The organism is Streptomyces sp. NBC_01775, assembly GCF_035917675.1.
GTDB lineage: Bacteria > Actinomycetota > Actinomycetes > Streptomycetales > Streptomycetaceae > Streptomyces.
On record NZ_CP109104.1, the window covers coordinates 3,073,671 to 3,091,676 of the forward strand.

General features: G+C 70.4%; 21 protein-coding genes. 14 read left to right on the forward strand and 7 right to left on the reverse strand.

Annotated features, from left to right (window positions below; genetic code table 11):
• Positions 1-97 precede the first annotated feature (97 nt).
• Together OHB04_RS13655 and OHB04_RS13660 are read right to left on the reverse strand one after the other, a co-directional pair.
• A complete protein-coding gene (locus OHB04_RS13655) occupies positions 98-1,171 on the reverse strand; it encodes a universal stress protein (protein WP_326807520.1) in 1,074 nt (357 codons plus the stop codon).
• Between the two features lie 210 nt (positions 1,172-1,381).
• Positions 1,382-1,621 carry a chaplin gene (locus tag OHB04_RS13660; protein WP_326687954.1) on the reverse strand — a complete coding sequence of 80 codons (240 nt, stop codon included), beginning with the start codon at positions 1,619-1,621 and terminating at the stop codon, positions 1,382-1,384.
• A 361-nt stretch (positions 1,622-1,982) separates the two neighbouring features.
• On the opposite strand from OHB04_RS13660, the gene OHB04_RS13665 reads away from it, so the two are divergent.
• From OHB04_RS13665 to OHB04_RS13685, 5 genes are all read left to right on the forward strand, one after another.
• Positions 1,983-2,384 carry a rodlin gene (locus OHB04_RS13665; RefSeq protein ID WP_326687955.1) on the forward strand — a complete coding sequence of 134 codons (402 nt, stop codon included), beginning with the start codon at positions 1,983-1,985 and terminating at the stop codon, positions 2,382-2,384.
• Between the two features lie 348 nt (positions 2,385-2,732).
• Positions 2,733-2,969: a chaplin gene (locus OHB04_RS13670; protein WP_326687956.1), complete on the forward strand. Its 237-nt coding sequence runs from the start codon at positions 2,733-2,735 to the stop codon at positions 2,967-2,969.
• A gap of 157 nt (positions 2,970-3,126) precedes the next feature.
• Positions 3,127-3,804, forward strand: coding sequence for a chaplin (locus tag OHB04_RS13675; protein WP_326807521.1), 678 nt, complete (start codon positions 3,127-3,129; stop codon positions 3,802-3,804).
• 312 nt (positions 3,805-4,116) lie between these two features.
• The gene (locus OHB04_RS13680; RefSeq protein ID WP_326687958.1) at positions 4,117-4,419 is read left to right on the forward strand and encodes a hypothetical protein; all 303 of its coding nucleotides are present in this window, start codon (positions 4,117-4,119) and stop codon (positions 4,417-4,419) included.
• 139 nt (positions 4,420-4,558) lie between these two features.
• The gene (locus OHB04_RS13685) at positions 4,559-4,969 is read left to right on the forward strand and encodes a rodlin (RefSeq protein ID WP_405805570.1); all 411 of its coding nucleotides are present in this window, start codon (positions 4,559-4,561) and stop codon (positions 4,967-4,969) included.
• A 103-nt stretch (positions 4,970-5,072) separates the two neighbouring features.
• Here OHB04_RS13685 and OHB04_RS13690 read toward each other — a convergent pair whose 3' ends face one another.
• Positions 5,073-5,516: a hypothetical protein gene (locus OHB04_RS13690; protein ID WP_326807522.1), complete on the reverse strand. Its 444-nt coding sequence runs from the start codon at positions 5,514-5,516 to the stop codon at positions 5,073-5,075.
• Between the two features lie 263 nt (positions 5,517-5,779).
• On the opposite strand from OHB04_RS13690, the gene OHB04_RS13695 reads away from it, so the two are divergent.
• On the forward strand, positions 5,780-6,277 hold the full coding sequence (locus OHB04_RS13695; protein WP_326687960.1) for a DUF5949 family protein: 498 nt from the start codon (positions 5,780-5,782) through the stop codon (positions 6,275-6,277).
• On the opposite strand, the gene OHB04_RS13700 is transcribed toward OHB04_RS13695, so the two are convergent.
• The gene (locus OHB04_RS13700; RefSeq protein WP_326687961.1) at positions 6,278-6,823 is read right to left on the reverse strand and encodes a carboxymuconolactone decarboxylase family protein; all 546 of its coding nucleotides are present in this window, start codon (positions 6,821-6,823) and stop codon (positions 6,278-6,280) included.
• A gap of 77 nt (positions 6,824-6,900) precedes the next feature.
• Between OHB04_RS13700 and OHB04_RS13705 the strand changes: the two genes are divergently transcribed.
• Complete coding sequence (locus tag OHB04_RS13705) at positions 6,901-7,383, forward strand: MarR family winged helix-turn-helix transcriptional regulator (protein WP_326687962.1); 483 nt, start codon at positions 6,901-6,903, stop codon at positions 7,381-7,383.
• A gap of 63 nt (positions 7,384-7,446) precedes the next feature.
• Here OHB04_RS13705 and dnaK read toward each other — a convergent pair whose 3' ends face one another.
• Both dnaK and OHB04_RS13715 read right to left on the reverse strand, forming a co-directional pair.
• A complete protein-coding gene (gene dnaK, locus OHB04_RS13710) occupies positions 7,447-9,447 on the reverse strand; it encodes a molecular chaperone DnaK (protein WP_326687963.1) in 2,001 nt (666 codons plus the stop codon).
• A 47-nt stretch (positions 9,448-9,494) separates the two neighbouring features.
• Complete coding sequence (locus OHB04_RS13715) at positions 9,495-10,625, reverse strand: ferritin-like domain-containing protein (protein ID WP_405805566.1); 1,131 nt, start codon at positions 10,623-10,625, stop codon at positions 9,495-9,497.
• Between the two features lie 180 nt (positions 10,626-10,805).
• Between OHB04_RS13715 and OHB04_RS13720 the strand changes: the two genes are divergently transcribed.
• From OHB04_RS13720 to OHB04_RS13750, 7 genes are all read left to right on the forward strand, one after another.
• Positions 10,806-11,753 (forward strand): AurF N-oxygenase family protein, encoded by a 948-nt coding sequence (locus OHB04_RS13720; protein ID WP_326687965.1) that lies wholly within the window; start codon positions 10,806-10,808, stop codon positions 11,751-11,753.
• 148 nt (positions 11,754-11,901) lie between these two features.
• The gene (locus OHB04_RS13725; protein WP_326687966.1) at positions 11,902-12,627 is read left to right on the forward strand and encodes a TetR/AcrR family transcriptional regulator; all 726 of its coding nucleotides are present in this window, start codon (positions 11,902-11,904) and stop codon (positions 12,625-12,627) included.
• Positions 12,628-12,776: 149 nt separating this feature from the next.
• A complete protein-coding gene (gene soxR, locus OHB04_RS13730) occupies positions 12,777-13,310 on the forward strand; it encodes a redox-sensitive transcriptional activator SoxR (protein ID WP_326687967.1) in 534 nt (177 codons plus the stop codon).
• A 4-nt stretch (positions 13,311-13,314) separates the two neighbouring features.
• Positions 13,315-13,608: a hypothetical protein gene (locus OHB04_RS13735; protein WP_326687968.1), complete on the forward strand. Its 294-nt coding sequence runs from the start codon at positions 13,315-13,317 to the stop codon at positions 13,606-13,608.
• Positions 13,609-13,790: 182 nt separating this feature from the next.
• A complete protein-coding gene (locus OHB04_RS13740) occupies positions 13,791-14,690 on the forward strand; it encodes a protein kinase domain-containing protein (RefSeq protein WP_326687969.1) in 900 nt (299 codons plus the stop codon).
• Complete coding sequence (locus OHB04_RS13745) at positions 14,603-15,601, forward strand: protein kinase domain-containing protein (RefSeq protein WP_326807523.1); 999 nt, start codon at positions 14,603-14,605, stop codon at positions 15,599-15,601. The genes OHB04_RS13740 and OHB04_RS13745 overlap by 88 nt, the downstream gene beginning before the upstream one ends.
• 194 nt (positions 15,602-15,795) lie before the next feature.
• Positions 15,796-16,917: a C40 family peptidase gene (locus tag OHB04_RS13750; RefSeq protein WP_326687971.1), complete on the forward strand. Its 1,122-nt coding sequence runs from the start codon at positions 15,796-15,798 to the stop codon at positions 16,915-16,917.
• A gap of 152 nt (positions 16,918-17,069) precedes the next feature.
• Here OHB04_RS13750 and OHB04_RS13755 read toward each other — a convergent pair whose 3' ends face one another.
• The gene (locus OHB04_RS13755; protein WP_326807524.1) at positions 17,070-17,897 is read right to left on the reverse strand and encodes a protein phosphatase 2C domain-containing protein; all 828 of its coding nucleotides are present in this window, start codon (positions 17,895-17,897) and stop codon (positions 17,070-17,072) included.
• Positions 17,898-18,006: the final 109 nt, after the last annotated feature.

Sequence of the window (18,006 nt, forward strand, 5' to 3'; positions counted from 1 at the left end):
CCGGCAGAATGCCTCACCTGTGCCGCGTGTTCAGGGGATCAACGAGAATTGACCTACTCGTGATCAACTCCGCTCCGCCCCTGGGACGTCCGGCCCCTCACCCCTCCTCGTTGTCCCCGCCCTCCCCACTCCCGCCGCGCCCTTCCCGGACCCCGCGCCCCCTGCGCCCCTCGCCCCCGCCGTGCCACGGGCCGCGCCGGTGGCGCTCCTCCTCGTGCCCCCGCCCGCCCTCGTGACCATGGGAGCGCCCACTCCCCTCCCCCTGTCCACGCCCCTCCCCGTGTCCGTGCTCCCTGTGCACGCGCACGACCGCCACGGGGCAGTGCGCGTGATGCAGGACCGCCTGGCTGACCGAGCCGAGCAGCAGCCCCATAAACCCTCCCCTGCCGCGCGCGCCGACGACGATGAGCTGGGACTCCTCGCTGGCCTCGATCAGGGCCTGCCTGCTGTAGTCCTGTACGAGGCGGGACGTGACCGTCACCTCCGGGTATTTCTCGCGCCATCCGGACAGCGCCAGCGACAGGACGCGTTCTTGCTCGTCCCTGAGCTTGACGGGGTCGTAGACGGAGGGCACCTGGACGCCGGGGCCGACCGCCACCGGAAGACCGGTCCAGTTGTCCCAACTGTGCAGCGCGACGAGTTCCGTCTCGCGCCGCGCGGCCTCGGCGAAGGCCCAGCCGACCGCCTCGTCACCGGCCTCGGAACCGTCCACGCCCAGCACCACCGGCCCCGTCGGGCTCTTCCTGCCCCGGGCGACCAGCACAGGACAGGCCGCGTGCGCGGCGAGATGTACCCCCACGGATCCGACGAGCAGGCCGGTGAAGCCGCCCAGGCCACGGGTGCCGACGACGACCAGACAGGCATCCTGCGACTCCTCGGTGAGCACGGACACCGGCGCACCCGGGACGACGGAGTAGGTGACCCCCACCTCCGGCTGGGCCTTCCTGGCCCGTGCGACGGCATCCTGTGCGGTCTTGTCGGCGAGATTGCGCAGCCCGCCTTCGGGCGAGCCCATCACGGAGGGGCCCAGCGGCACCTTCAGCATGGGCCAGACGAACGCGTACACGACGCGCAGCGAGGTCCCACGGAGCCTGGCCTCGCGGGCGGCGACGTCCACCGCCTCCAGGCTCGAAGAGGAACCGTCCACGCCCACCACGACTGACGCGCTCACGACCGCCCTCCTCCCGCGCCCGTCCCTGCCGTACGGCCGCTCTTCTCAGGCTTACAGCCCCGCGAGCCGTCCAGCAGGTACGGATGAGCCGAACGGGGCGGGTGACAAACACGGCGGTGGACCCGCGCCCGGAAAACCCGAAGGGCCCCGCACCTGGTGCGGAGCCCTTCCCCGTCCGTCCGCTCCCTCAACGGGGAGCGCGGGCACTGATCAGTGGTTGATCCCGGTGTTCCCGAAGGCCGGGTTCAGCAGCCCGATGACGTCGATGGTGTTGCCGACGACGTTCACCGGGATGTCGATCGGTACCTGAATGTCATTGCCGGAGACCGCGCCAGGCGATTTGACGGCCGCTCCGGAGGCACCCGAGTCGGCGGACGCGGCACCGGCGGCGGCGCCCACGGCCATGCCCGCGGCTGCCATGACCAGAGCGGCCTTCTTCGTGGTCTTCATGGAGTGCTCCTCCAAAATCAATCGCGGCCCCTACCTGGCGCCGCGATCTGCTGAACGCGGCGCCCCGGGTACGGGCACGGCCATTCGGCCGCCTTCCGCCGATCGGCCCAGCCGCACACCAGAGCGCGTAAAAGCGTGACCGGATGCCACGAACCTGGTGTCGCCAACCGGATGCCGCGAGAAAACAACTCCGCGGGGTCCGGCGGCCCAAGGGAGAAACCCGGGGCGGAAAAAATCCGGGGTAATGAACGGATGTATCGGATCACCTCATGTCGTCCGGGTGAACCTGCGCAACCAACCGCGTCCGGTCGAGTTGTCCAGTGCGCTCCGCGTCTGAGCTCCACATCAGGAGGACTAACTAATGATCAAGAACGCGCTGGCCGCCGCAGCGGCTGCGACCGCCATCGTCGGCATTGCCGCCCCCCAGGCCATGGCCGTGGGCAACGACCACGGCACCACGACGGTCAACGGCAATGGCGCGGCCCAGACATACGGCAACTCCGCCACGCACGGCAACATGAGCCCTCAGTTCGCGCTGATCCAGGGTTCGCTCAACAAGCCCTGCATCGGCCTGCCGGCCAAGATCAACGCTGGGTCGATCGCGGGCGCCGTGCCGATCGCGGTCCAGGACATCAACGTCCTGTCCAGCCCGCAGAACCAGCAGTGCACCGAGAACTCCACCCAGGCCAAGGGTGACGAGCCGCTCTCGCACATCCTGGACGACATCCCGATCCTCTCGGGCAACGGCGCCGGCAACCACTGAGCCCACCCCGGCACAGGCCGGACAGAAAACGCGGGCGAGGCCCGGAGCGCTTCAGGCGCTCCGGGCCTTCCGCCATTTCTGCGTACATATTTCACGCGCATCGCCCGGAAATAGCACTATCCCAATTCCCGGTCATCCGCCGGGCGCTCCGCATCGCATTGAGTAAGGAGTCGCCGAAATACCATTACGCCATCTGAGCGAGACGGCTGGGAATCCCGCATTATTCGTGTCGTACGGAACCTGGCCTCGTTACGAATGGCGACAGCGGAGTTGCGGGCGATCAGCCAGCACTCGTGGACCTGCGAAATCCGTGGTCCTACGAAACCCGCTCACGAAAGGACTCCCCACGTGAAGTACACGAAGATCGCGACCGTCGCCGCAGGCACCCTGATGGCCCTGGGCACCGCCGCTGCGCCGGCCCTCGCCGACTCCGGCGCCCAGGGCGGCGCCGCGAACTCCCCCGGCGTCATCTCCGGCAACGTCGTCCAGGTTCCGGTGCACGTCCCGGTCAACGTCTGTGGCAACACCATCAACCTGATCGGCCTGCTCAACCCGGCGTTCGGCAACACCTGCGTCAACGACTGACGCTCCCCCGCCCCTCGTGCGCGGGACCAGCTCGGACCGGCTCCGGTGCGTGGGGCGTGGAGCCCACGCACCGGAGCCGTCCGGTTTCCTGAGACGCGGATACGGGACATCTGAGGATTCCGCGCCTTCCGCAACACACTGAGAGCAGGAAGAGACCATGCGAAAGGTCTTGAGCAGGAGCCTTCTGACCGCCGCGGCCACCACCGGCGTTCTCGCCGGGGTCGCCGGATACGCACAGGCCGACTCCCAGGCCGACTCCGGCGCTGCGGGCTCCCCAGGAGTACTGTCGGGCAATTCCGTCCAGACGCCGGTGCATCTCCCGGCGAACGCCTGCGGAAATTCCGTGAGCGTGGTCGGGCTGCTGAACCCGGCATTCGGCAACAGCTGCGTCAACCACTCCTCCGCCCAGCACACTTCCGGGCACCACCAGCGCGAACACGGTCAGGGTGGGCACCACCAAGGCGGACACCACCAACGCGAACACCACCAGGGCCAGGAGAAGCCCGTCGGCGATCCCGCCCAGGACCCCGCCGCAAAGCCCGCGGAAGCGCCGGAGCGCACGCGGGAGCAGCCTGCGGACAAGCCCGCGACGCAGTCCCCCGGGCACCCGGACACCGAGCGCGCCCCGGCCGCCCAGCCCGCGCAGGAACGCCCTGCCGACCCCGCGCAGCAGGCCGCGCCCCGCGCACCCGAGCAGCCGGAAGAGGTGGGCAGCGCCGGTGATGTCCTCGCCCGGACGGGCTCGTCGGGCACCGGTATCGCGGCGGCCCTCGGCGCCGGCACGCTGCTGGGCGGCGTGCTGCTCTACCGTCGCTCCTCCCACCGCCGGGGCTGATTCCCTCCCCGCGTCCGGGCCTTGGCCGCGATCGCGGAACGGGCCCCCCGGGGACCGTTCCGCGACTCTTCGCACCGGGATCTCTTTCCGGCCGCCAAGCCCTCTGCAAGTACGAGAAGTTCGGGTGCCGCCTCCCGCGTACGGATACTCCCCCGCTTGGGGGTTCCGGCCGAGAAAAGCGGGGACGCACAGTTTCCGGCAAGCTGTGGAGTCGTTATCAAGGGCGACGCCGGAGGCGCCGGGCCTGCGAATTCCCGGATTGTTCCGTCGTATTGCTGGACACTCGATACTTCTCCGGGGAGAAGCGCCAATATGAAGCACCAGAAGACCGCCGCCGTTGTCGCCGGGTCCGTGATGGCCCTGGGCTCCGCGGTCCCCGCCTTCGCGAACGAGCCAGCCCCAGGACCGGGCTTCAGCCTCAACGGTGGTCTCGACAAGGCACTCCGGAGCGACACCCTGGATGTGGCTCCGGTGGACGGGCCGCAGTTCGACGCCGTGGTGAACACCGTGAAGGGCGCCACCAAGAGCGGTGAACTCCAGACGGGCAAGAGCCTGCTTGGCGCCGAAAAGGCCCCGCAGCTTCCCCTGCTGGGCGGTCTTCCCCTCGGCGTGTGAGCGGCCCCGCCCGGCGCGAATTCCCCGCGGTCGCGGCGCATTCACCATTCAGGTGAAAAAGAAAAACTCAGCGGGCGGAAGATAGTTGAACCCGACGTCCCAGGCTTCCGCCCCCCTTCAAGGAAGAACGGTAGAACTCATGATGAAGAAGGCACTGTCCACCGCCACGGTGGCAGTTTCGCTCGTCGGCATCTCCGCGATGGCTGCCCCGCAGGCGCTGGCCGTCGGCAACGACACCGGCACCACCTCGGTGAATGGCAACGGCGCCAACCAGAGCTTCGGCAACGCCGTCACCAAGGGCAATGGCAGCCCGCAGTTCCAGGCCGTCCAGGGCTCCCTGAACAAGCTCTGCCTCGGTCTGCCGATCAAGGCCAACCTCGGTTCGCTCCTGGGCGCCGCGCCGATCGCGGTCCAGGACGTCAACGTCCTGTCCTCGCCGCAGAACCAGCAGTGCGCGGACAACTCCTCGCAGGCCAAGGGCGACGAGCCGCTGTCCCACCTCCTCAACGACATCCCGGTCCTGGCCGGGAACGGTGTGGGCAACCAGTAAGCATCCCCGGGCTCTCCAGCCCGCATGAAGAAGCCACCGGCCGGGCGCCGGTGGCTTCTTCGTGTGCGCTCGCGCACGACCGTGCGCGAGCGCGGCAGTGGATTCAGTGGGGCAGCGTGTCGATCGCCGTACCGACCACGGGGCCCACCAGGGGGAGTTCGGTCAGCGTGGCACCGCGCGCGAGCGGTCCCGTGAGGGCCGCCGTGCTCACCTCGCGGAAGTCGGCGACCTGGGTGGCGACGGCGTTGTTGAGCGGGTCGGAACCGGTATTCGCCATGGGGTTGAGAGGCAGCTTCTTGACCACGGTGAGGGACTCGCCCAGTCCGCGCCCGGTGCCGGACACCGTTCCGGAGACCGGCGCCGTGAGGCCTTCGGCCGCGGCCTTGAACCCCGCCGCGGTGTCGGACGCGCCGCTGCCCTGCTCGGCTGCCGTGGCCGCCGGCCCGCTGGAGGCGAGGGCGGCTCCGACGACCGTGGCGAGCAGCCCCGCGCGCAGGAAGGCGCGCTGGGCCGGGATTTTCTGAGATGCGGGGCGGGAGTTCAACATGTGTCACCACCGTGTACGAGTAAGGAGAACGCGGCACACGATGTGTAACCGCTTGACTCCATACCGTAGTCCAGTGGTGTGCGGGGTTCCAGCGCGCCGGGCCATGGCGACAGCACGCGCGACACCGGGAGGACGGGCGTCAGCACGGCGACGACGCACGGATGAGCGAATGTGCCCCCGGTGGCGTACTCGCGCCACGAGTGTGGTCATTGAGGGTGATTCGGGTGCTGTCGTCACCCGTTTCGCCGCTAGGGTGCCGGTCCATGACCACCCCCCAAACCGCCCAGGGCGGCCTTCGGCAGCAGCAGTTCGGCACCCTCACTGTGATCGGCTGGACCGGCGCGTACGCGGATGGAAGGGATATGTCATTCCTGCTGGCCTACTCGCTCGGCGACGGACCGGCGGGCCCCGAGGGCACCCGGGCGGCGACCCGGCAGATCCTGGCCGAGGCGGGGCTGCCCGTGGGCGGGGAACTGGTGGACGGCTCGGTACAGCGACGGCTTCCGGTGACCTTGCTGGTCGAGGCCGGGCAGGCGGTGCTGACGATGCCGAAGCTGACCGCGCAGTATCCGGCACCGCCGGAGTGGGTGATCGCGGCGCGTGAGCGTGGGCAGGTCTACTTCATGTTCTCGACCGAGCCCTGGCCCGAAGCCGCACCGGGCGCCGCCGTCAGCGAGGACGCGCTCCGGGCGTTCGTGAGCGAGGAGATGATGACCTCCGCCGCGCACTGCATGCTGCCTGTGCGCAGCCTGGCCGGCTGATCAGGCGAAGGGCACCAACCCGGGGTCGACGGGCGCACCGGTGAGCTTGTTGGCGAGCGTGGAGAGGGTGTAGACCCCGATCCCGAGGACGACTTCGAGCGCCTGCTGAGATGTGTGGCCCTGCGCGAGGAAGGCGTTCAGCCGCTCCTCGCCCACGTCTCCGGACCGGTCGAGCACCTCGCACGTGAAGACACGCACCGCTTCGAGGCGTTCGTCGGGCAGGGGCGACTGGGCGCGCAGGGCGCGCGTCAGCTCCTCATCGGCACCCAGCGCCTGGAGCTTGCGGGTGTGCATGGCGACGCACACATGGCACTCGTTGCGTACCGCGACAGTGAGGATGACGGTCTCCCGGGCGAGCGGCTCCAGACTCGTGGTCTCGAAAAGCGCGCTCATCCGGTGGAAGGCTTCCAGCAGTTCGGGCGAGCCGGCCAGGCGGGCCATCGCGGCGGGAAGGAAGCCGAGCTGCCGGGTGGTGGCCTCCATGATGCGGCGGGCGCCCTGCGGTGCTGACTGGGGGGTGTGATCGGTGAACGCGGTGACGGACACGGAGGATCCCTCTCCTAGAGTGGACAACGTGGTTGTCGAAAACGTAAACCAGGTTGTCGAGTTTGTCGAGGGCTCTCGTGGCTGAGCGGAACGAGCATCCGGAGCGCTGGGGGTTCGAGCTGCCGCTGCTGCTGTTCGCCGGATTCCGCTCGCTGATCGACCAGTTGCACGAGGAACTGGCCGACCACGGGCATCCCCAGCTGCGCCCGGCCCATGGCTTCGCGATGCAGGCGATCGGGCGGGAGGGGGTCACCGCGAGTGAACTGGGCCGTCGACTGGGGGTCTCCAAGCAGGCCGCCGGCAAGACCGTCGACAAGCTCGCCTCGCTCGGCTATGCCGAGCGCGTCGCCGACCAAGGCGACGCGCGGCGCAAGCTGGTACGCCTCACTCCGCGCGGGGTCGACGCGCTGGTCCTCTCCGGCGCCGTCTTCGAGGAGCTGCGCGGCCGGTGGGCCGACCGGCTGGGAGAACAGCGGCTACGGGAGCTGGAGGAGGGCCTGGAGGCGGTTGTCGGCAAGGCGGCGTTCCGACTGGACGCCGCGGGGTGGTTCGGGGACTGAGGGACCCGGGGCCGCCGCTGTCGGCCCCGGGCCGTGCATGACGCCGGGCGGGGTTCGCCGTCCTCAGCGCTGACCGGGGCCCTGGGCCGAGCCCGGCTCCGGACCGGGGCCGGGCTGGTCGGCGGGGCCCCCGGACGTGCCGTCGTCGACGATTTCAGCCTCCACGACCTCATCCTCCGGCCTCGCTCCGCCGCCCCCGCCCGGGGGTGCGCTCTCGCCGTCTGCGCTTTCGGTGCCGCCCGTGCCGCGCGGCTCCTCCGGGCCGTCCGCCGGGCCCTGTTGGTGCTCGCGGGACTGGGCGTACATCGCGGTGCCGGCCTTCTGGGCCGCCGCGGCGGTTCGGTCGGCGGCCTCGCGCAGTGCCACGGTGTAGGCGTGCGTCGCCGCCGCGTCCTGAGGGGACTCGGCCAGCTTCGCCTTGAGCTCCGCCAGGGCCGCCTCGACATCGGTGCGGGACTCGGCCGGGATCCGTTCGGCGTGGTCGGCCAGCAGCCGTTCGGTCTGGTAGGCGAGCTGTTCGGCCTGGTTGCGGGTCTCGGCGGACTCGCGGCGCTTGGCGTCGTCGTCGGCGTACTGCTCGGCCTCGCGCATCATGCGCTCGATGTCGTCCTTGGGCAGGCTGGAGCCGCCCGTGACCTGCATCTTCTGTTCCTTGCCCGTGCCCAGGTCCTTCGCGGACACGTGCATGATGCCGTTCGCGTCGATGTCGAAGGTGACCTCGATCTGCGGCACGTTGCGCGGCGCAGGCGGCAGCCCCGTCAGCTCGAACATGCCCAGCTTCTTGTTGTACGCCGCGATCTCCCGCTCACCCTGGAAGACCTGGATCTGCACCGACGGCTGGTTGTCCTCCGCCGTCGTGAACGTCTCCGAACGCTTCGTCGGAATCGTCGTGTTCCGCTCGATCAGCTTCGTCATGATCCCGCCCTTGGTCTCGATACCAAGCGACAGCGGAGTGACGTCCAGCAGCAGGACGTCCTTGACCTCGCCCTTGAGGACACCCGCCTGGAGGCCGGCACCGATGGCCACGACCTCATCCGGGTTCACACCCTTGTGCGGGTCGCGGCCGGTGAGGTCCTTGACCAGCTCCGTGACGGCGGGCATACGGGTCGAGCCGCCCACGAGGATCACGTGGTCGATGTCCGCCACCTCCACGCCCGCGTCCTGGACCGCCTGCCGGAAGGGGGTCTCGCAGCGCTCCAGCAGGTCCTGGGTGAGCTGCTGGAACTGAGCGCGCGTCAACTGCTCGTCCAGGTGCAGCGGGCCCTCGGCGGACGCCGTGATGTAGGGCAGGTTGATCGTCGTCTCGGTGGACGAGGACAGCTCGATCTTCGCCTTCTCCGCCGTCTCGCGCAGGCGCTGGACGGCCATCTTGTCCTTCGACAGATCCACGCCATGGCCGTTCTTGAAGCGTTCGCTCAGGTGGTCGACGATCCGCTGGTCCCAGTCGTCGCCGCCCAGACGGGTGTCGCCCGCGGTGGCCTTGACCTCCAGAACGCCGTCGCCGATCTCCAGCAGCGAGACGTCGAACGTGCCGCCACCCAGGTCGAAGACCAGGACGGTCTGTTCGTCCTGCTTGTCGAGCCCGTAGGCGAGCGCTGCGGCCGTGGGCTCGTTGATGATGCGCAGGACCTTCAGACCCGCGATCTCGCCGGCCTCCTTGGTGGCCTGGCGCTGAGTGTCGTTGAAGTACGCGGGGACGGTGATCACCGCGTCCTTGACGTCCTGGACGAGGTAGGACTCCGCGTCCCGTTTGAGCTTCTGGAGCACCCGCGCGGAGATCTCCTGCGCGGTGAAGGTCTTGCCGTCCACGCTGCCGGTCTCCGGGAAGCGCCAGCTGGCCTCTCCCACATGACGCTTGACGGAGCGGACGGTGCGCTCGACGTTGGTGACGGCCTGACGCTTGGCGATCTCCCCCGTCAGGATCTCGCCGCTCTTGGCGAAGGCGACCACGGACGGTGTGGTCCGGGCGCCCTCCGCGTTGGCCACGACCGTGGGGTCGCCACCCTCCAGAACGCTGACAACAGAATTGGTCGTACCGAGGTCGATGCCGACAGCTCGTGCCATGGTCGTCCCCCTTCAGAGGAGCCGCCCGGGGCCGCGCGGCTGTACCGCTACATCTGACTCCTGCCCTCCTCGATGGCCTCGGCCACCTCCGCGGTGCGTTCAGCCTCTTCGGCGGCGAAGCGCTCGGCGTCCAGCTTCTCCGCCATCTCCTCGTCCTGGGCCATGAGCAGGTCGAGATTCTGGTTGCCCATCTCGAAGACGCCCATGTCGACGTAGGCGCGCTGGAGGCGCTCGCCCCACAGTCCGATGTCGCGGACACAGGGCACGATGCGGCTGAAGAGCAGCTGGCGGAACAGCTTGAGGTGCTCGGACTGCTCGCTGAAGGACTCGGCCTCGGCCTTGGGGATGCCGAAGTTCTCCAGCACTTCGGCTCCCTTGAGGCGGTCGCGCATCAGATAGCAGCCCTCGATGACGAACTCCTCGCGCTCCCGCAGTTCGGCCTCGGACAGCTGCTTGTAGTAGTCGCGCAGCGCCATCCGGCCGAAGGCGACATGGCGTGCCTCGTCCTGCATGACATAGGAGAGGATCTGCTTGGGCAGCGGCTTGTCCGTGGTGTCGCGGATCATGCCGAAGGCGGCCAGGGCCAGCCCCTCGATGAGTACCTGCATGCCCAGGTACGGCATGTCCCAGCGGGAGTCGCGCAGCGTGTCGCCCAGCAGCGACTGGAGGCTGTCGTTGATCGGGTAGAGCATGCCGACCTTCTCGTGGAGAAAGCGGCCGTAGATCTCGGCGTGCCGGGCCTCGTCCATCGTCTGGGTGGCGGAGTAGAACTTCGCGTCCAGGTCGGGTACGGACTCCACGATGCGTGCGGCGCACACCATCGCGCCCTGTTCGCCGTGCAGGAACTGGCTGAACTGCCAGGAGGTGTAGTGCCGGCGCAGCTCGCCGCGCTCGGTCTCGTTCATCTTGTCCCAGTAGGACGTGCCGTAGAGGGTCATGGCCTCATCGGGCGTGCCCAGGGGGTCGTACGGGTCGACCTCCAGGTCCCAGTCGATGCGCCGTTGGCCGTCCCACTGCTTGTCCTTGCCCTTCTGGTAGAGGGCGAGGAGGCGGTCGCGGCCAGAGCCGTCCTTCTGACCGGGGAACATGGCTTCCCAGCTGAAGCGCGCGTTCCCCGAGGCAGGCACCTGCCAGAGAGGGCTGTCGGTTCTGTGCACATAGAGATCGTGTGTGGACACGGACATCTCCTTCGAGTCACGGACCGCCCGCTAGGGGTGAGTAGTTGGCAGGCTCACACGCGTGTTACCGCGCGGTCAACAAGGGGCACGAGGGGGATTGACGTCCTTGCTGACAAGCAGTCTCATAAGAGCGAGCAGCAGACGTGACCGCCGGTAACACCGACAAAGAGGTGCCCCAGCATGACGACAGCGCCTGACATCGCCCCCGAGGAACGCGAGGTGCTCAGGGACGCCCTCGGCCTGCTCAAGGACCGTGAGCAGGTCGCCGAGCGGCTCCTCGAATCCTCGAGGAAGCACTCCTTCGACCCGGACACCGAGCTGGACTGGGGCGCGCCGTTCGAGGACGGCAAGTGGTTCTGGCCCCCGGAGCTGGTCTCGCTCTACGACACCCCGCTGTGGAGGCGGATGTCCGAGGAGCAGCGCTTCGACCTGGCCCGCCACGAGGCGGCCTCGCTCGCGTCGCTGGGCATCTGGTTCGAGGTGATCTTGATGCAGCTGCTGGTGCGCCATATCTACGACAAGCCGCTGACCAGCAACCACGTGCGCTACGCACTCACCGAGATCGCGGACGAGTGCCGCCACTCGATGATGTTCGCTCGCATGATCAAAACCGGCGGCGCGCCCGCGTATCCGGTCTCGCGGCTGCACCACAACCTCGCGCGGGTCCTCAAGACGGTCTCCACGACGCCCGGTTCGTTCACCGCGACACTGCTGGGCGAGGAGATACTCGACTGGATGCAGCGGCTGACCTTTCCCGACGAGCGGGTGCAGCCGCTGGTGCGCGGGGTGACGCGTATCCACGTCATCGAGGAGGCCCGGCATGTGCGCTACGCGCGCGAGGAGCTGCGCCGCCAGATGGTCAAGTGCCCCCGCTGGGAGGCCGAGCTGACCCGGGTCAGCTCGGGCGAGGCGGCCCGGGTCTTCTCCATCTCCTTCGTCAACCCACAGGTCTACGAGAACGTCGGCCTGAACAAGCAGGAGGCCATGGCCCAGGTCAAGGCCAGCGGCCACCGCCGCGAGGTCATGCAGTCCGGCGCCAAGCGCCTGACGGACTTCCTGGACGAGATCGGCGTCCTGCGCGGGGTGGGCCGCAAGCTGTGGGTCAGCTCGGGGCTGCTGCCCACGTGAGGGCGGGCTTTCCGAGAATCGTGGTGAGGCGGTTTTCGGGGAGCATCCGGTGGAGGGATTTTCCGGTGAGCATCCGGTGAAGCGCGCGGGCGGGGCCCGGGGCACAGGGGAACACCTGTGCGCCTCAAGGGCGGATACGCTGCTTTCCATGAGCAGCAGCGGCGCCCCGGCCTATCGCAGACTGAGCGTGGACGAGCGGCGCAGCCAACTGCTCGTCCACGCACTGGGCCTGTTCGCTCACCGCCCGCCCGAGGACGTGTCGCTGGACGACGTGGCGACCTCGGCCGGGGTCTCCCGGCCGCTGGTGTACCGCTACTTTCCCGGCGGCAAGCAGCAGTTGTACGAGGCGGCGCTGCGCAGCGCCGCCGACCAGCTGGAGCGGTGCTTCGCCGAGCCGCACACCGGGCCGCTCACCACTCGCCTGGCCCGTGCGCTGGACCGCTATCTCGCCTTCGTGGACGAGCACGACGCGGGCTTCATGGCGCTCCTCCAGGGCGGCAGCGTGGTGGAGACCTCGCGCACGGAGGCGATCGTGGACGAGGTGCGCAGGGACGCGGCGGAGCAGATCCTGGCCCATATGGGGGCGAGCGGACGCCCCCGCTCCCGGCTGCGGATGGCCGTGCGCACCTGGATCGCGGCGGTGGAGGCCGCGTCCTTGATCTGGCTGGACGAGGGGAAGCAGCCGCCGCTGCCCGAGCTGCGGGACTGGCTGGTGGACCACTTCGTGGCCGTACTGACCGCGACGGCGGCCGGGGACGCGGAGGCCGCGGCGGTGACGCGGGGCGCGCTGGAGATGGAGCTGCCGGAGGGCCCCGTAGGGGACCTGGTGCGCAGAGTGCTGCCGGTGGTCGCGGACGCCACCCACCTCCTGTGACGGAGGCTCGCCGTGCGGATACCTCCGGGGGCGCTGAGGCTCCTGGGGGTTCGGAGGACTCGAAGGCCGTGAAGACCTCGGAGGACAGGACGAAGCTCATGGAGGACAGGACTTAAAGGCTGCTTGAAGGCCGGGCTAGGCTGGGACCCATGGCGACTCAACTGTCCTGGAAGGCCAAGGAAGCCACTGTCGGAGAGCTGGCGGAGCGGGCGGGCGTGGCCACCTCCGCGCTGCGTTTCTACGAGCGCGAAGGGCTGATCAAGAGCCGGCGCACCTCGGGCAACCAGCGCCGCTACAGCCGTGACACCCTGCGCCGCGTCGCCTTCATCCGGGCGTCCCAGCGGCTCGGCATCCCGCTCGCCGCCATCCGGGACGCGCTCGCGTTGCTGCCCGAGGGGCGTACGCCCACTCGGGACGACTGGGCGGCCGTCTCCGAGTGCTGGCGCGAGGACCTCAACCAGCGGATCGCGCTCATGGAGCAGCTGCGCGACCACCTCACGGACTGCATCGGGTGCGGCTGTCTCTCGCTGACGACCTGCGCGCTGGTCAACCATCACGACCGCCTCGGCGAGGAGGGCCCGGGCGCCCGCGCGCTCGCCCAGCCCTGCGGGCCCGACACCGCGCGGACGGGCGGCGGGCCGGGCTGCCTGGCCGGGGACACCCCCGACGACAAGGCGGTCTGAGCGGATGCGCAGCGAGGACACCTCCTTCAGCGGCGGGCCGCTGGACGGCCGGACGCTGCCCGTACCGCTGGGCCCGACCGGCAGACCGCCGCGCAGCTACGAGGTGCCCGTCCCGGACACCGACGGCGGCACTCCGACGGTGTACGTGTACCGGCTGGAGCCCGCGAGGGTGAACCGGCTGGGTCTGCCGCGCGGCTGGAAGTACGTCTACGAGCCGGACGGGCGCCCGGACGGTGGGCCACTGTCGCGGCTGCCGTGGCGGATGCGGCAGCTCCGGGCGAGGGACCGGCACCCCTGACGGCCGTCACCCTCTTTAGTCCATACCATTGACAACAGTGGTCTAGTCCGATTTCCTCGCTGGGCGGGTGGCGCCGCCCCGGCCCCCTCCCCCGCTTCGTCACTTCACTACGGGCGGCGCCCCTTTCTTCTGTTGCGCCGTGACCTGGACAGGGCGGCGCATGACGCGCTTACCTGCTGAACGTGATCGATCCCATCGTCCGCCTAAGCGAGACCGACCCGTCCCATTTGGGCCCGTACCGGCTGTACGGCGTCCTCGGCGGCGGCAGCGCGGGCACCGTCTACATGGGCAGAGGCGCCCCCCGGCGGGGAGCGCGCAAGCAGCTGGCCGCGATACGCGCCGTACGCCCCGAACTGCTGCGCGACCGCCAGTTGCGGGCGCTGGTGCGACAGGAGACCTCGCGGGTCGCCGACGCGGTGGACAGCCCCTTCGTCGCCGGTGCGCTCGGCTGTGAGCTGGACAGCGAACAACCCTGGATCGCGAGCGCGTTCGCACCCGGTCACTCGCTTGCGACGCTCGTATCCCATTTCGGACCGCTGCCCGAGATGTCGGTACGCGCCCTTGGTGGCGCCCTTGCCCGCGCGCTGATCGCACTGCACGCGGCGGGGGTCGCGCACCGGGATCTGCGAGCCGCGAACGTACTGCTGACGGCGGACGGACCGCGCCTCGTCGACTACGGCACCGGTCTGGGACGTCCGGCGGCCGGACCGCCGCCGGGCGGTGCGCTCGCCGGAGGCTTCGGCGGACTCGCGCGCTCGGCCGACGACGTGTTCGAGCTGGGCGCGCTGCTGGTGCTGGCCGCCTGCGCGCGGCAGCCCTTCGCGGGGAGCCCGCTGCCCGCGGCGCGCGAGGCCCCCGACCTGACGGGCGTGCCAGATGCCCTGCACACACCGCTGCTCTCCTGTCTCCACAAGACCCCGGAAGCCCGGCCGGGCCCCGAATCCCTGGCCCGCATCCTCGACCTGTCCGCCACCGCGGACCGCCCGGCCACGGAATGGCTGCCGGACTCCTACCTCCACGAGATCGGCAACCGCGCGGAGGAGGCCCGGACGCTGGCGGGGCGGCGGCTGTTCGGGCGGTGACGGGGGCGGGGCGGGAGACAGCGGTGGGAAGGGAGACGGGAGCGCGGCCGGAGGCGGGCGCGGGGGCGGAGAAGGGGGCGTGGCCGGAAGCGGGGCGGGTGGGGCCCTATCGGCTGTGGGGGCGGTTGGGGGTGGGGGCCGGCGGGAGCGTTTTTGTGGGGCAGGCGCGGGGGCGCGGCCGGCTTGTCGCGGTGAAGGCCTTGCACGGTGGGGCCGAGGGGCTCGGCGAGCGGGTCGCGAAGGTGCGTGAGCTGCTCGCCGAGAGCGAGGTCGCCGCGCGCTGCTTTCCCGCTGTGGACGGTGCGGAGGCGGCGGGCGAACGGCCGTGGGTGGCCTCGGAACTGGTGGATGAACCCGGGCTGGAGGCGACTGTCGTGTCGGCCGGGCCCTGGCCCGTGCATGCCGTGCGGGCGCTGGGAGCCGCGCTTGCCGCCGGACTGGCGGCGGCGCACCGGGTGCGGCTCGTGCACGGCGGAGTGCGGCCCTCACACGTTCGGGTGACGGAGGATGGGCCGCGGCTGCTGGACCTTGGTACCTCGGATCTGGAGACGGGCGTATCAACCCGCGTTTCGGATCGCCTTCGGGCCTACACCGCGCCGGAACAGCTCGCGGGACACCGTCCGACGCCGTACGCCGACGTGTTCGCACTGGCAGGCGTGCTGGTGTTCGCGCTCTCCGGGCACCCGCCGTCCGAGCAGGAGAGCGACGGCCGAGCGGTGCGGGACCCTGCGCTGCGGAGGCTGCTGACGCGTTGCCGTTCGCACACCTTGACGGACCGTCCGACGGCGGCGGAGCTGTCGCGGTTGCTGCTGCCCGACGATGTGGACGCACCGCCGTTCTCGGCGCTGCTGCCGCCATCTGTGCGCGAGGCCGTCGCCCGGCGCCGCTCAGGCGGTCCAACTATCGGGTGAGGGCTGTGCACCCACCCGCTTCGTTCGCCCTGAGCAGGTGTGCTTGCCCGTGCCACGATCGCCACAGAGCGGCCGAGTACGGGGAGCCCGGATACGGGAGCAGCCGCTCGGAAACGAGGTGTGCGGTGTCGAGGACGAAAGCGGTACGGGGGCCGGGGCCGACTCGTGCGGGGTGCGTGGGGCGCCCAAGGTGTGTGGGGCGCGCGGGGGCTGAGGGGCTGGCGCTGCTGGTCGCGGTGTGCGCGGTGCTGGGGGTGATGGCGCCGCCGGGGCTGGCCGCGCCCGGCACTCCACCACCGGGACCCGGTCCCTCACGGAGGACGGACGCTCCGGCGCCCGGGCCGGGGGCAGCGGGGGGCAAGTCGGTCAGCACGCTGCTGGGTGAGCTGCGCTCGCTGTATCAGCGCACCGAGGCCGCTTCGGAGGCGTACAACGGGACGGAGGAGAAGCTGAAGGCGCAGCGTGCGGAGGTGCGGCGGGAGCAGTCAGGGCTCGCGCGGGCCCGGGGTGCGCTGGCGGCGGGGCGCTCGCGAGCGGGTGAGCTGGCGCGGCAGCAGTACCGGGGTGACGGGGCGGGGCTGCCACCCACGCTCCAGGTGCTGCTCGCACCCGACCCCTATCGCCTGCTGGAGCGGGGCCATCTGCTCAAGCGCGCGGCCGGCGACCAGGCAGTGACGATGCGACGGCTGTCCGGCGGGGAGCGCAGGCACGCAGCGGCGGTCCAGCGCGAACAGAAGGCGCTGGACCGCCGGCGAAAACTGACGGAGCGCAAGAAGAGCCAGCGCGATCAGGTGCGGGAGCGGCTGAACGAGGTCGAGAAGCTGCTCTCCTCCCTGAACGGGGATCAGCTGGCCCAGCTGCGCAGGCTGGAGCGGGACCGTACGGACGCGGCGCAGCGCAAACTGCTGGCCTCCGGCGCGCTGGGGGATCCACAGGGCGGGACCCGGGACCCGTCGGCGCAAGGTAAGCGGGCACTGGACTACGCGCTGGGGCAGCTCGGCAAGCCCTACGTCTGGGGCGCGGAGGGGCCGGGCTCCTTCGACTGCTCGGGGCTCACCTCGCAGGCGTGGCAGCAGGCACGCCGGGCCATCCCCCGCACGAGCCAGGAGCAGTGGCGACGGCTCCCCCGAGTTGCGCTGGACAAGCTGCGTCCGGGCGACCTGGTGATCTATTTCGCGGGCGCGACGCATGTGGGGATGTACGCGGGAGCGGGGCGCGTGGTGCAGGCGCCGAGGCCCGGAGGCGTCGTCAAGATCACGCCGCTGGCGGCCAACCCGCCGATCGGCGCGGTACGCCCCGACGGCAGCCGGGCGTGAGCCCACTCCTCGGCGCGGGTCCAGCCGGCCGACGCCCGCCCCGTCCTCCCGTCATGGCCGGCTCAGCTGAGGCCAACCGGGCTCAAGCCGGCTCGGCTCACGTCAGCTCGACTCGGATCGGCCCAGCTCAAGTCGGCTCAGCCCAGGTTGGCTCAGCTCAAGTCGGCCAGGAGGACGGTGGCGTCGTCGTGGGGCTTGCCCCGGGGCTGCCGGACCGCGGCCTCCGCCGTGCGGACCCGGGCCACCAGCGCGCGGGGGCCCTCCTTGCGGACGAGGGTGAAGAGGGCGGACCAGTCGCCGAGGTGGAAGGTCTCCGTCCAGCGCGTGGCCCCGTCGGTGAGGGCGAGCAGGGTCCGCACCTCCGGCCGTGGGTGACTGCCTGTCACCGCGCGTGCGGCGACGGAGGGTTCGGCCGCGGCCGTATAGAAGCCACTGCCGTCGGCAGCGTTGCGCAGGCCCTCGACGGCGCGGACGTAGGCGTCGCGGTCCGCCGCGTCACCGGTCGCCCGCACACGGTCGCGCAGGCTCCGCACGGAGGGCGGGAGTTCGGCGAGACGCCGGTCGAGGACGGGGAACACAGTCCCGTTGTCGGTCTCGACGAGGAGCGCGGAGTCGGAGAGAACGAGATGTTCGACCTGATGGTCGTCCCAGCGAGCGACGACCACGGTCGCCTGAGGGGTACGCGGGTGAGAAAGATCACAGGTCTCCCGGTGAATATCGGCCACCCGTCCGATCGCGGCGGCGAGGCATTCGGCCAAGGTCAGGTCCCGGCGTGCGCCGGACAGTTCGACCAGGGAGCCGCCGAGCCGGGCCACGAACCAGGGCACTCCGTGCACACAGCCGTCCTCGCCCACCGGCGGAGTGACCCCGTCGAGCACCACGAGCGCTCCCCCGGAGCCGGAGGCGGGGAGGGCGGCCGACGCGTAGTCCTCGTTGGGACGTTGAGGATCACTTGGCTCGGAGATCATCTCGATACGCATGGCAGCAGTCTGCCGGAGGGGCGGATGCCGACTCCCTCCACCCGCCGAATGCCGGGTGGAGGGAGTCGGCGGGCGGGACATCCGGAGCACGCGGCGGGTCGGCCGGGGC